The organism is Shewanella sp. 125m-7, assembly GCF_052977045.1.
The window spans coordinates 128,524-141,362 of sequence record NZ_JBRILQ010000007.1 but is presented as its reverse complement, the minus strand read 5'-3'; the positions used below and the strand labels follow the sequence as shown (position 1 = coordinate 141,362).

Sequence of the window (12,839 nt, the reverse complement as noted above, 5' to 3'; positions counted from 1 at the left end):
ACTTTCTATAATGAGTACTTTGTATGAGTACTTTGTATTAGCGCTTTGTATGAGTACTTTGTATGAGTGCTTTATATAAGTACTTTGTATTAGCGCTTTGTATGAGTACTTTATATAAGTGCTTCGCTATACATAATATGGAATTTAGTCGATATGAAAGGAATACTATTACTGCTTAGCGCAACATTGTTGCTAAGTGGTTGTGCCACGCATCAATCGCCTACTGGTCGTGGTCAAACTCTGTTGTTCTCATCCCAAGAGATGTCACAGCTTGGCGACTCATCATTTGCGCAGTTAAAGCAGCAAGAGAAAGCCAGTCAAGACAAAGCGCTAAATGCTTATGTTAACTGCGTGGCACAGCGTATAACCCAAGCCTTACCTGATCAAAGCTTGCCTTGGGAGGTGGTAGTGTTTGACTCTGAACAAGTCAACGCTTTTGCATTGCCAGGTGGGCACATTGGCGTATATACCGGGCTACTTGATGTGGCGGTAAATTCAGAGCAGCTCGCCACGGTAATAGGTCATGAGGTGGCCCATGTGTTGGCTAATCACAGTAATGAGCAGGTGTCGCGCGCACAGATGACTGGCGCAGGCATGCAATTGGCCGATCTCGCGTTAGGGGCTGGCGGGATAGCGGATAAAGAGCTGTATATGGCAGCCCTTGGTTTAGGCGTGCAAGTCGGTTATATATTGCCTTATGGTCGTGACCAAGAATCGGAAGCCGATGTTATCGGGGTCGAGTTGATGGCAAAAGCGGGCTTTGATCCGGCCGCGAGTGTCGAGCTATGGAAGAATATGTCAAAAGCGGGCGGTGAACAGGGGCCTGAATTACTTTCTACTCATCCATCACATGATCAACGTATCGCGCAATTGCAGCAAATGCAGGCGAAAGCTCAGCCGTTATATCAAGCAAGTAAAGCCAGTGTGAAAAATACTTGTCAAAGACCCAAATAGCTACGGTTTTTAGGGCAACATCACAGAATTTATGGTAAAGTTCTGCGCGAAAATTAATTGAATCATTGAGAGTACAATCATTATGTCTGATAAGTTCAGTACAATTGAAGGTCAAGCAAGCTACGGTGTTGGTCGTCAACTAGGTGAGCAACTAGCCGCTAACTCGTTTGAAGGTATCGATATTTCTGCTGTTCAATTGGGTCTATCTGACGCTTTCGAAGGTAAAGAAAGTGTAGTATCTATGCAAGATATGCAAGTTGCATTCACTGAAATCAGCCAACGTATCCAAAAAGTTCAAGAAGCTGCTGCCGCTGCTGCATCAGAAGTGGGCGATAAGTTCCTTGCTGATAACGGTGCTCGTGAAGGCGTGGTAACACTAGACTCAGGTCTACAGTACGAAATTATCACTGAAGGTAACGGCGACAAGCCTGGTTATGATTCAACGGTACGTACTCACTACCATGGTACTTTCATCTCTGGTGATGTATTCGATAGCTCTGTTGCTCGTGGTGAGCCTGCTGAGTTCCCAGTTTCTGGCGTTATCGCTGGTTGGACTGAAGCGCTACAGCTTATGGGCACGGGCTCTAAGTGGAGACTGTTTGTACCACAGCACCTAGCCTACGGTGAACGCGGCGCTGGCGCTGCTATCCCACCATATTCAACGTTGGTGTTTGAAGTTGAATTGTTAGAGATTATCTAAGTTAGACAATCAGCCTAAGTTAATACTTAGGCTTTTTTTTGACATTTTTGCAGGGAGTAATTGAGATGACTGAACAAGTAAGAGTGGCAATAACAGGCGGCAGTGGCCGCATGGGGCGAACTCTTATTGAGGCGGCCAAACAAAATGACATCATTTTGTTAGGCGCGGCGATTGAACGAGCCGGCTCAACTCTTATGGGCGTTGATGCTGGAGAGCTTGCAGGTGTTGGTGCAATGAACGTTGCTATTACCGACTCTCTCGATAATGCGGTCAATGACTTTGACGTGCTTATTGATTTTACTTCACCTGAAGCCAGTGTGGTGCATACCGACTGGTGCGCTAAGAATGGCAAAGCAATCGTAATCGGCACCACCGGGTTCAATCATGCTCAAAAAGAGCAAATCTCAGCTTATGCGGATCAAATTCCAATTGTGATGGCACCGAATATGGCTGTTGGCGTCAATCTGATGTGGAAACTGCTTGAGGTCGCCGCAGAAGTGATGGGGCAATATAGCGATATCGAAATTATTGAAGCTCACCACCGTTTTAAAAAAGATGCACCGTCAGGCACCGCGCTTAAGATGGGCGAAGTGATCGCTGAAACCTTAGGCCGTGATCTTGAACAGTGTGCCGTTTTCGGCCGTGAAGGCATAACCGGTGAGCGTGCTAGAGACACCATTGGTTTTGCAACTGTGCGTGCTGGCGATATTGTCGGTGAGCACACAGCGCTATTTGCCGATATGGGCGAACGTTTAGAAATTACTCATAAAGCCTCAAGCCGAATGACCTTTGCTAATGGTGCTATGCGCGCAGCAACCTGGTTAGTCGAGCAAAAAGCTGGGCTCTATGATATGCAGCAAGTCTTAGGCTTGAAGGCATAATTATTTAAAACCGCTATTAGCGGTTTTTTTTTACTTTAAAAATTTTTGACAAAATACTTATATAAGCTATAGACAGGTTTTTGTTTTACATATAAAATCTGCGGAATTTGTCAAAATTTCGCATTGTAGCGGAAGTTGGTATTTTAAAAACACACAAAAAACAATTAATTTCAAAGATTTGGCTCTTTCCGGAGGTCGCGTTGACAAAGTCTGCCCTACTCGTACTTGAAGATGGAACCATTTTTTCTGGCACTGCAATTGGTGCTGAAGGGATGTCTGTTGGTGAAGTCGTTTTTAACACTTCAATGACTGGTTACCAAGAAATTTTGACTGATCCATCATATTCACGTCAAATGGTAACCCTCACTTATCCACATATTGGTAATACAGGTACCAATGATGAAGATACAGAATCTGATTCTGTTCATGCATGTGGCCTTATCATTAGAGACTTGCCGTTAATCGCAAGTAATTTTCGTAATCAGCAATCTTTAAGCGATTATTTGATCGCTAACAACGTTGTTGGCATTGCTGATATCGATACTCGTAAACTCACTCGTATCCTACGTGAAAAAGGCGCTCAAGCCGGTTGTATCATGGTGGGTGATTTAGATGAAGCTAAAGCGCTAGCTGCAGCTAAAGCCTTCCCAGGCCTTAAAGGCATGGATCTCGCTAAAGAAGTCACCACCAATGAAACTTATGCATGGCGCAGTGGTAGCTGGCGTTTAGTTGGCGGCTTGCCATCTGATACCCCAGAAGCTGAGCTTAAATATAAAGTTGTGGCTTACGACTACGGTGTAAAGCGTAACATTTTACGTATGTTGGTTGACCGTGGCTGTGATGTGACGGTTGTACCGGCGCAAACTCCTGCGAGCGAAGTACTTGCAATGAATCCTGATGGGATTTTCCTATCAAATGGCCCAGGTGATCCTGAACCATGTGATTATGCAATTACGGCGATTAAAGAGATCTTAAAAACTGAAATTCCAGTTTTTGGTATCTGTTTAGGTCATCAGTTGTTGGCGCTAGCCTCTGGTGCAAAAACACTGAAAATGAAGTTTGGCCATCACGGTGCTAACCACCCTGTGAGCAATGTTGAGCAAGGCAATGTCATGATCACCAGCCAAAACCACGGTTTTGCTGCTGATGAAACAACGCTGCCAGCCAATATTAAAGTGACTCACAAGTCACTATTCGATGGTTCACTGCAAGGTATTCACCTTACAGATAAGCCTGCATTTAGTTTTCAAGGACACCCAGAAGCAAGTCCAGGACCAAATGATGCGGCGCCACTATTTAATCATTTCATCGATTTGATTGATTTGTACCGTCAACACGCCAAGTAGTAACCTCATCGGGGAGAAGATTTAAGCAATGCCAAAACGTACAGATATAAAGAGTATTCTTATCCTAGGGGCTGGACCGATTGTAATTGGTCAAGCCTGTGAGTTTGACTACTCAGGCGCACAAGCCTGTAAAGCCTTACGCGAAGAAGGTTATCGAGTAATTCTTGTTAACTCTAACCCTGCAACCATTATGACTGATCCTGAAATGGCCGATGCGACCTACATCGAACCCATTCACTGGGAAGTAGTGCGTAACATTATTGCCAAAGAGCGTCCTGATGCGATTTTGCCAACCATGGGCGGTCAGACTGCACTTAACTGTGCCCTAGACCTCGAAAGCCGCGGTGTACTAAAAGAATTCAATGTTGAAATGATTGGCGCTACAGCCGATGCGATTGATAAAGCTGAAGATCGTAGTCGTTTCGATAAAGCAATGAAATCTATCGGTCTGGATTGTCCTCGTGCCGGTATCGCACACACTATGGATGAAGCTAATGCCGTTGTTGCTGAACTGGGCTTCCCTTGTATTATTCGTCCATCATTTACCATGGGCGGCAGCGGCGGCGGTATCGCTTATAACAAAGAAGAGTTTGAGGATATCTGTTCTCAAGGTCTTGAGCTATCACCGACTAGTGAACTGCTTATCGACGAATCTTTGATTGGTTGGAAAGAGTACGAGATGGAAGTGGTACGTGACCGCAACGATAACTGTATTATTGTTTGTGCAATCGAAAACTTTGACCCTATGGGCGTGCACACGGGTGACTCTATTACAGTTGCACCTGCGCAAACACTAACTGACAAAGAATATCAGTTGATGCGTAATGCATCGCTTGCTGTACTGCGTGAAATTGGTGTTGAAACCGGTGGTTCAAACGTACAGTTTGGTATCAACCCGAAAGATGGCCGTATGGTTATCATCGAGATGAACCCACGTGTTTCACGTTCATCGGCGTTAGCATCAAAAGCAACTGGTTTCCCGATTGCTAAAATTGCAGCAAAACTAGCGGTTGGTTTTACGCTTGATGAGCTAAGCAACGACATTACTGGTGGTGCAACTCCAGCATCATTTGAGCCTGCAATCGATTACGTTGTGACTAAAATCCCACGTTTTAACTTTGAAAAGTTTGCCGGTTCTAATGACCGTCTAACGACACAGATGAAGTCTGTGGGTGAAGTGATGGCGATTGGTCGTACATTCCAAGAGTCATTTCAAAAAGCCCTTCGTGGTCTTGAAGTGGGTAAAAATGGTTTGTGCCCAGAGATTGATTTAGCTGATTCGGATGCGATGTCACGCATTCGTCATGAGCTAAAAGAACCGGGTGCAGAGCGTATTTGGTATATTGCTGATGCATTCCGTGCGGGTCTTTCGGTCGATGATATCTTTGGTTTAACTAATATTGACCCTTGGTTCCTGGTACAGATTGAAGACTTGCTTAAGTCTGAAGCGCAAGTGGCTGAAATCGGTCTTGCTGGTTTAAATAAAGATGTTCTACGTAACCTTAAGCGCAAAGGCTTTGCCGATTCACGTTTAGCAGCACTTGCTGGTGTGAGCGAAACAGAAGTACGTAAGCTACGTACGCGTTTTGAAATTCATCCAGTTTATAAGCGTGTTGATACCTGCGCGGCAGAATTTGCAACTGATACCGCTTACATGTACTCAACTTATGAAGACGAGTGTGAAGCGAATCCATCAAATCGTGACAAGATCATGATTTTAGGTGGTGGTCCAAACCGTATTGGTCAAGGTATTGAGTTTGATTATTGTTGTGTACACGCGGCGTTAGCGCTACGTGAAGACGGCTTTGAAACCATCATGGTTAACTGTAACCCTGAAACGGTTTCTACCGACTACGACACTTCAGATCGTCTGTACTTTGAGTCAATAACCTTTGAAGATGTGCTTGAAATCGTACGTATCGAGAAGCCAAAAGGCGTTATCGTACAGTACGGTGGTCAAACCCCCCTTAAATTAGCACGCGATCTAGAGGCTGCTGGCGTACCGATTATTGGTACAAGCCCAGATGCGATTGACCGCGCTGAAGACCGTGAGCGTTTCCAGCAAGCGATTCAACGTTTAGGCATGATGCAACCAGAAAACGATACGGTAACCACTGTTGAAGGTGCGGTAATTTCTGCTGAGCGTATCGGTTATCCGTTAGTGGTTCGTCCATCTTATGTTTTAGGTGGTCGTGCTATGGAAATCGTTTATGACGAGCAAGACTTACGTCGCTACTTTAATGAAGCGGTAAGCGTATCAAATGCATCACCAGTGCTACTTGACCGTTTCCTAGACAACGCAATTGAAATCGATATTGACGCAATTTGTGATGGTGAAACTGTTGTTATCGGTTCTATCATGGAGCATATCGAGGAAGCCGGTGTTCACTCAGGTGACTCTGGTTGCTCATTGCCGCCATATAGCTTAAGCGAAGAAATTCAAGATCGCATGCGAGAGCAGGTGGGTAAGCTGGCAATGGAGCTTGGCGTAATTGGCCTAATGAACGTACAGTTTGCGGTGAAGGATAACGAGATCTACATGATCGAAGTTAACCCTCGTGCAGCACGTACCGTGCCATTTGTATCAAAAGCGACTGGCGTGCCATTAGCTAAGATTGCAGCGCGCGTTATGGCGGGTCAAAGCCTTAAGTCACAGAACTTCACTAAGGAAGTTATTCCGCCATTCTTCTCTGTAAAAGAAGTGGTATTACCGTTTAACAAGTTCCCAGGTGTAGACCCTCTGCTTGGCCCTGAAATGCGCTCAACGGGCGAAGTTATGGGTGTGGGTGACACTTTTGCTGAAGCTTATGCTAAAGCGCAGTTAGGTGCGACATCTGAAGTTCCTAAGTCTGGGCGCGCACTATTGTCGGTACGTAACAGCGATAAAGCACGTGTTGCTGATTTAGCCGCGCAATTAATCGCACTGGGTTATCAGATTGACGCGACGCACGGTACAGCAGTGATCTTAGGCGAAGCGGGTATTAACCCACGTCTAGTGAACAAGGTACATGAAGGCCGTCCACACATTCTTGACCGTATCAAGAACGGTGAGTACACCTATATTGTTAATACAACAGAAGGTCGTAAGGCGATTGAAGACTCACGTCAACTTCGTCGTGGTGCACTGCGTTACAAAGTGAACTACACAACGACCCTGAATGCGGCATTTGCAACTTGTATGGCACATTCAGCGGATGACCGCTCGAATGTTACATCAGTGCAAGAGCTACATAAGCGTATTACCAAATAAGCTAAGCTAAAAAAACAAGGCCGCTTACAGCGGCCTTTTTTATGGCTTGATTTTTAGATAGGGTATGCCGAGATAAATAAATATTTATCTGTCACTGCTAGCAAGTTTGGCAAAGGTTGAGTAAGCTCTACGGTCTTAAGTCGTGATTTAATTTTATATAGAGGCTGTTTATACGGCTTGAATGATAGCTAGATCGCGAGCAAGTATAGATTAGAGTGCATCGATTGCCCTGAGCGTTTACAATAACGCAATTCCCCGATTTAACCTCGCTGATGTATCACTCAGTGGGGCATGCTTTTGTTTTAAAGGAGACGAAAGAGCTTATGAGTACGGTTCCAATGACCATAGTCGGTGCTGCAAGACTGCGTAAAGAGTTAGATTTTCTCAAGTTTGAACGCCGTCCGCTAATTGCCGCTGCAATTGGTGAAGCCCGTGAGCTTGGCGATTTGAAAGAAAACGCTGAATATCATGCCGCCCGTGAAGAGCAGGGATTAAGCGAAGCGCGCGTTAGAGATATTGAAGGTAAGCTGTCTTACGCGCAGATCATCGACGTGACCACAATGGATAATAACGGCCGCGTTATCTTTGGCTCTACTGTGACTATTTTGAACGTAGACACTGAAGATGAAGTGACTTATCGCATTGTAGGTGAAGACGAAGCTAATATTAAAGAAAATCTGCTTTCAGTTAGCTCACCTATTGCTCGTGGCTTAATTGGGAAGAGTTTAGATGACGAAATCTCTATTGTGACGCCAGGTGGCACAACTGATTTTGAGATCATTAAAGTCGACTATATCTAATTTTTAATTAGCATAGAAAAAACCGCTTTTTAGCGGTTTTTTTATGTGACGAATTTACCGATAGCGCCAAAACAGTGAATAATCATTTGTATCGAGGCTGTGCTACGTTTAGTATATTCAACATAGTAAATAGACTTAAAATAGGTAATTAGTGCTGTCATTTTGGCGATTCGGCTTCATCTTGTTGTTCATAGGGGGATTATTTCTCACACCTATGTCTGCAAGTGCATCTGAAAATGTTCAAAGTAATGATATGTGCTCAGTGGAATCTGCAGGGGCTGTTATAACCTTTATAAAGGCTGCACCGCATAAGAATATGCTCGCAGATATGACAAGCACACAATCCTCTGGCTTACCTAAAAATACTCCTTTAGAGCTTCAAGATAAGCAGGCTAAGCAAACAGACAACGATGGCTCTGAATATGCGCCACTTGTTTCGCAGCGCTTTATCAGTTTTTCTCAGCATGCTCCCCTGCAAAGTCGTCCAGACTATCTGCTTGCTTTTGAATTTCTTTCCCCCGCAGTGCCCTCTTTAACCGTTGGTTATCGTGTGGACTTTACGCCAGCTGTAGACTGGTCACTGCACATTAAAACTCATTCTCACCGACTTTGTGCGTGGAAAGAGTCTAATCTTCTCTATCGTTTTTCTCAGTCTCGCTCCTTAAGCTAACGACCGATAGCCTTTTGGCTTAGTTATCGGTTGGTATTAAAACAGCTATTGAGAGCGGCAGCGTTAGTTACGACTAACTTTTCCCTGATGCATTGACGTATTACGTGTTTACTCACTTTGTTGTCGATTCAGCTAATGGTGAAATTCGTATACACGCCTACTTATTTCCGTCACAAGCATGTGATTGAAACGGTTGACGTCTACCTCGATAGCTCTAAAGCATACTCGCCCAATATTCTTAGGTACCAATATTCTTAGGCATGAGTCCTTCTGGGATTCGTCTCTTGGTAATAAGTCCGATTTCACTGTTGTGAGCTTTGGATAAGGGTGAGTTGCTATCACACTTTTAGTGAATTTAAAGAGCAAAAATATGAGAGAACAGAAAAAATCAGCAATTTTGAACCATTATGCAGCCTGGAAATACATAGTGTTAGTCGTCACCATCAGCATCATGTTATTAAGTGCATTGCCTACCTTTTTTGGTGAAGATGCCGCGGTGCAGGTCAGCGATGAGGCTGGATTGAAAGTAAACCCTTTGGAATTACATCAGCTGCTCGTAGCCCAAGGTGTCAGCGTTAAGCGTATCGATGAAGCTAAAGGCCAAACCTTGATTGTGCTGGACGACAATTCACAACAGAGCCAGCTTAAGTCCTTGCTTGCAAGCCAGGTAAACGATCCTTCAAAGATCACCCTGACTTTAGCTCCAGCGGCGCCCAACTGGTTATTATCACTCGGTTTTACGCCGATTAAATTGGGACTAGATCTGCGAGGTGGGGTGCAATTTCTACTGGATGTTGAAATTGAGCCCGTCTATAAGCTGCACTCCAACACCTTCATTGAGTCCGTTAGGCAATTTGCGCGTGAACAGTCGTTATATGGCGTCACGATTCAGCAGCAGGCTGACGGGAATGTGAGTATTGCAACCACAGACTTAGCGCAAAGAGCCGCAGTTAGAGGGTTTATCAATACGCAATATCCTAATTGGCAAGTCTCAAATTCTGGTGAGCAAGCGCTGAATGCTGATCTGTCAGAAACTGAAAAAGTGAATATCCGTGACCTTACCGTAAAGCAAAACTTGCAGATTATGCGCAGTCGTATTGAGCAACTTGGGATCAGCGAGGCCGTTGTGCAGCGTCAAGGTGAGCACCGAATTCGCATCGAGCTTCCCGGTGTACAAGATCCAGCTGCCGCAAAGTCGGTGATCGGCGCAACCGCAAGCTTAGCCTTCTATCAGGTTAAGCAGCAGGGCTCTGTTAATGCCAAGGTATTGAAAGATGAACAGGGCGCACCCGTTTATGTTGCCAGACGAGCGGTATTGAGCGGTGAGCATATTGTCGACGCAAGAGCGACACTTGGAGAGATGGGCCAGCCTGAAGTGGTTATTCATCTTGACCGAGAAGGCGGCAAAATCATGTCAGCCTTTTCTCGTGACAATATCGGTAAACCGATGGCGACCTCATACAGCGAGTATAGCCGTGGTGATAACGGACAAATTAGACAAACCACTGAAGTGATTAGCGTTGCAACGATTCAGTCTCAGCTGGGAGACCGATTTAGCGTAACAGGCTCTAGGGATTATGCCAGTGCACAGCAGCTTGCTTTGTTACTTCGAGCGGGCTCGATGACAGCGCCTGTAACTATCGTTGAAGAACGGACTATTGGTCCAAGCTTAGGCGAGGAAAACATCACTAACGGTTTCTCTGCGCTTGCTTTAGGTATGGCGGTGACCTTGTTGTTTATGGGCCTTTGGTACCGCCGTTTAGGCTGGATAGCCAACGTGGCTCTTATGGCTAACATGATCCTACTTTTCGGCTTAATGGCACTGATCCCAGGCGCGGTATTAACTTTGCCGGGCATAGCAGGTTTGGTGCTAACGGTCGGTATGGCTGTTGACACGAATGTGCTAATTTTTGAGCGCATTAAGGATAAGTTAAAGGAGGGGAGGAGCTTTGCACATGCCATTGATAGAGGTTTTGATAGTGCCTTTTCAACTATTGTCGATGCCAACTTCACCACGATGATCACCGCAGTCGTGCTTTATGCCATAGGCAATGGACCTATCCAAGGCTTTGCATTAACCCTTGGGTTAGGTCTGCTAACCAGTATGTTTACCGGAATTTTTGCATCTAGAGCATTAGTTAACTGGGCATATGGTCGTAATTTTAGTCGTAACGTGAAGGTGTAATATGGAACTTAATCATTTAAATAAGCTAAGCAAATTAACCAAAGCACGTTACCTATCAAGTGTATTCTCTGTGCTGATTATGCTGTCATCAATAGGCATTATTTTAGCCAATGGCTTTAATTGGGGACTGGATTTTACCGGGGGTATCGTCACTGAAGTTAAACTCGATAAAGATATAAAAGCCACACAGATTAGCGCGTTATTAGCGCAAACCTCTGAGCAAGAGGTCAGCGTTATTTCAGCGGGTGAGCCAGGTCGCTGGATTTTGCGTTACGCAAAAATAGATAATGCGGGCGCGCATGATATAACAAGGGTATTAGCGCCGTTGACCGATAATGTTGAAGTGCTTAACTCAAGCATTGTCGGGCCGCAAGTTGGTCAAGAGCTAGCAGAGCAGGGCGGCTTGGCGTTGCTGGCGGCTATGTTATGTATTTTGGCTTATCTGAGTTTTCGCTTTGAGTGGCGTCTTGCCAGTGGAGCTTTATTGGCACTGTTTCACGATGTCATTTTTGTATTGGCATTTTTCTCATTAACTCAGATGGAATTCAACTTGACGATTTTGGCCGCGATACTGGCTATTTTAGGTTACTCCTTAAATGACTCTATTGTGATTGCTGACCGGGTCAGAGAGGTATTAATTGCCAAGCCTAAGATGGCGGTAGATGAAGTGTGTAGTAGCGCAGTTAAAGCAACGTTCTCGCGCACCATGGTCACCAGTGGTACCACTCTATTTACTGTTGCTGCTTTATGGGTGATGGGAGGGGTACCTCTGCAAGGATTTTCGATTGCGATGTTTCTTGGGATCATGATTGGAACGGTTTCGTCTGTGTCGGTAGGTACTTGTTTACCAGAGTATTTAAAGGTGAGTGCAGAGCACTATAAAGTCGAGCCTATAAGCGATACACCATAATTGGCATAAAAAAAGCCGCTGAATAATCAGCGGCTCTTTTTATTTATCTTACAAAGGCTTTCATATTAATGAAGCCGCCTTTGTTAATTACTTTGCCTTAGGCACAGCAACTTTCATTTCTTCAGACTGACGGAACAGTACTAAAACGTGACCGATAAGCTGTATTTTTTCAGCTTTGGTTTCACGTACAATGGCATCTACGATAGCGCTTTTAAGCTCTCTGTCACCAGAGGCTACTTTCACTTTAATCAATTCATGATGAGAAAGTGCATTATCAATTTCAGCCAATACTCCCTCAGTCAGACCGTTGCCACCAAGCATCACTACAGGCTTGAGACTATGCGCTAAGCCCTTTAAGTGCTGTTTTTGTTTGGTTGTTAAGTTCATTTATACCAACTTTATGCTGAGTTACTGTTGAAAACCCGCTATTCTACCCTTATATAGGCTTTGTGTAACTCTCAATTTTGTTGCGGATTTTAAATGTCAGGAAAAAAACGAACAGCTAGCTCTAATCGCTGGATGCAGGAACATTTCGACGATCATTATGTCAAACTAGCGCAGAAGCGTGGTTTTAGGTCGCGTGCGGCTTTTAAGATTGAAGAGATCCAAGAAAAAGATAAACTCATTCGACCTGGAATGACGGTAGTGGATTTAGGGGCTGCGCCTGGTGGTTGGTCTCAAGTTGCTGTTAAATTGGCTGGAGACCGAGGTAAAGTTATCGCTTGTGATATTTTACCTATGGATCCCATCGTCGGTGTTGATTTCCTACAGGGTGATTTTCGCGAAGAAAAAGTACTGGATGCATTGCTGACCCGAGTGGGCGATGCCAAGGTTGATGTGGTGCTATCAGATATGGCACCGAATATGAGTGGTACAGGTGGCGTTGATCAACCAAGAGCCATGTATTTAGTAGAACTTGCGTTGGATATGTGTCATCAAGTATTGGCACCTAACGGTTGTTTTGCAGTTAAAGTCTTTCAGGGGGAGGGCTTTGATGACTACATGAAATCGGTTAAAGAGGCGTTCAAAACGGTTAAAACACGTAAGCCAGATTCTTCGCGCCCGCGTTCGCGTGAAGTCTATCTTGTGGCGACAGGGTACAAGTTGTAGTAATCTATCGTAAGTACTCTAACATTAGTTTTC

Annotated in this window: 11 protein-coding genes; 10 read left to right on the top strand and 1 reads right to left on the bottom strand. The window is 44.8% G+C overall.

What is annotated here, in order from left to right; all coding sequences use genetic code 11:
• The first annotated feature begins 153 nt into the window (after positions 1-153).
• The 9 genes from ACVBIL_RS05415 (at position 154) to secF (ending at position 11,696) form a co-directional block, all read left to right on the top strand.
• Entirely contained in the window at positions 154-954 is an 801-nt protein-coding gene (locus ACVBIL_RS05415) for a M48 family metallopeptidase (protein ID WP_447165968.1), read from the top strand.
• Positions 955-1,036: 82 nt separating this feature from the next.
• Positions 1,037-1,654: an FKBP-type peptidyl-prolyl cis-trans isomerase gene (locus tag ACVBIL_RS05410; RefSeq protein ID WP_447165967.1), complete on the top strand. Its 618-nt coding sequence runs from the start codon at positions 1,037-1,039 to the stop codon at positions 1,652-1,654.
• 65 nt (positions 1,655-1,719) lie between these two features.
• A complete protein-coding gene (gene dapB, locus ACVBIL_RS05405; protein WP_447165966.1) occupies positions 1,720-2,535 on the top strand; it encodes a 4-hydroxy-tetrahydrodipicolinate reductase in 816 nt (271 codons plus the stop codon).
• A 200-nt stretch (positions 2,536-2,735) separates the two neighbouring features.
• The gene (gene carA, locus ACVBIL_RS05400; protein ID WP_447165965.1) at positions 2,736-3,881 is read left to right on the top strand and encodes a glutamine-hydrolyzing carbamoyl-phosphate synthase small subunit; all 1,146 of its coding nucleotides are present in this window, start codon (positions 2,736-2,738) and stop codon (positions 3,879-3,881) included.
• A 28-nt stretch (positions 3,882-3,909) separates the two neighbouring features.
• Positions 3,910-7,131 (top strand): carbamoyl-phosphate synthase large subunit, encoded by a 3,222-nt coding sequence (gene carB, locus ACVBIL_RS05395; RefSeq protein ID WP_447165964.1) that lies wholly within the window; start codon positions 3,910-3,912, stop codon positions 7,129-7,131.
• 323 nt (positions 7,132-7,454) lie between these two features.
• Positions 7,455-7,931, top strand: a complete 477-nt coding sequence (greA, locus tag ACVBIL_RS05390; protein WP_447165963.1) for a transcription elongation factor GreA — start codon at positions 7,455-7,457, stop codon at positions 7,929-7,931.
• A gap of 214 nt (positions 7,932-8,145) precedes the next feature.
• Positions 8,146-8,601, top strand: coding sequence for a hypothetical protein (locus ACVBIL_RS05385; RefSeq protein WP_447165962.1), 456 nt, complete (start codon positions 8,146-8,148; stop codon positions 8,599-8,601).
• 370 nt (positions 8,602-8,971) lie between these two features.
• The gene (gene secD / locus ACVBIL_RS05380) at positions 8,972-10,786 is read left to right on the top strand and encodes a protein translocase subunit SecD (protein WP_447165961.1); all 1,815 of its coding nucleotides are present in this window, start codon (positions 8,972-8,974) and stop codon (positions 10,784-10,786) included.
• Position 10,787: 1 nt separating this feature from the next.
• Positions 10,788-11,696: a protein translocase subunit SecF gene (gene secF / locus ACVBIL_RS05375; RefSeq protein ID WP_447165960.1), complete on the top strand. Its 909-nt coding sequence runs from the start codon at positions 10,788-10,790 to the stop codon at positions 11,694-11,696.
• An 87-nt stretch (positions 11,697-11,783) separates the two neighbouring features.
• Here the strand turns inward: secF and yhbY are convergent, their stop codons facing one another.
• On the bottom strand, positions 11,784-12,083 hold the full coding sequence (gene yhbY / locus ACVBIL_RS05370) for a ribosome assembly RNA-binding protein YhbY (protein WP_447165959.1): 300 nt from the start codon (positions 12,081-12,083) through the stop codon (positions 11,784-11,786).
• A gap of 93 nt (positions 12,084-12,176) precedes the next feature.
• On the opposite strand from yhbY, the gene rlmE reads away from it, so the two are divergent.
• Entirely contained in the window at positions 12,177-12,806 is a 630-nt protein-coding gene (gene rlmE, locus ACVBIL_RS05365) for a 23S rRNA (uridine(2552)-2'-O)-methyltransferase RlmE (RefSeq protein ID WP_447165958.1), read from the top strand.
• Positions 12,807-12,839 lie beyond the last annotated feature (33 nt).

What these genes read in the sequence shown, in the direction of transcription:
- ACVBIL_RS05415 (WP_447165968.1), top strand. Translation starts at nt 154, where the DNA reads ATGAAAGGAATACTATTACTGCTTAGCGCAACATTGTTGCTAAGTGGT.
- ACVBIL_RS05410 (WP_447165967.1), top strand. Translation starts at nt 1,037, where the DNA reads ATGTCTGATAAGTTCAGTACAATTGAAGGTCAAGCAAGCTACGGTGTT.
- dapB (WP_447165966.1), top strand. Translation starts at nt 1,720, where the DNA reads ATGACTGAACAAGTAAGAGTGGCAATAACAGGCGGCAGTGGCCGCATG.
- carB (WP_447165964.1), top strand. Translation starts at nt 3,910, where the DNA reads ATGCCAAAACGTACAGATATAAAGAGTATTCTTATCCTAGGGGCTGGA.
- greA (WP_447165963.1), top strand. Translation starts at nt 7,455, where the DNA reads ATGAGTACGGTTCCAATGACCATAGTCGGTGCTGCAAGACTGCGTAAA.
- ACVBIL_RS05385 (WP_447165962.1), top strand. Translation starts at nt 8,146, where the DNA reads ATGTCTGCAAGTGCATCTGAAAATGTTCAAAGTAATGATATGTGCTCA.
- secD (WP_447165961.1), top strand. Translation starts at nt 8,972, where the DNA reads ATGAGAGAACAGAAAAAATCAGCAATTTTGAACCATTATGCAGCCTGG.
- secF (WP_447165960.1), top strand. Translation starts at nt 10,788, where the DNA reads ATGGAACTTAATCATTTAAATAAGCTAAGCAAATTAACCAAAGCACGT.
- yhbY (WP_447165959.1), bottom strand. Translation starts at nt 12,083, where the DNA reads ATGAACTTAACAACCAAACAAAAACAGCACTTAAAGGGCTTAGCGCAT.
- rlmE (WP_447165958.1), top strand. Translation starts at nt 12,177, where the DNA reads ATGTCAGGAAAAAAACGAACAGCTAGCTCTAATCGCTGGATGCAGGAA.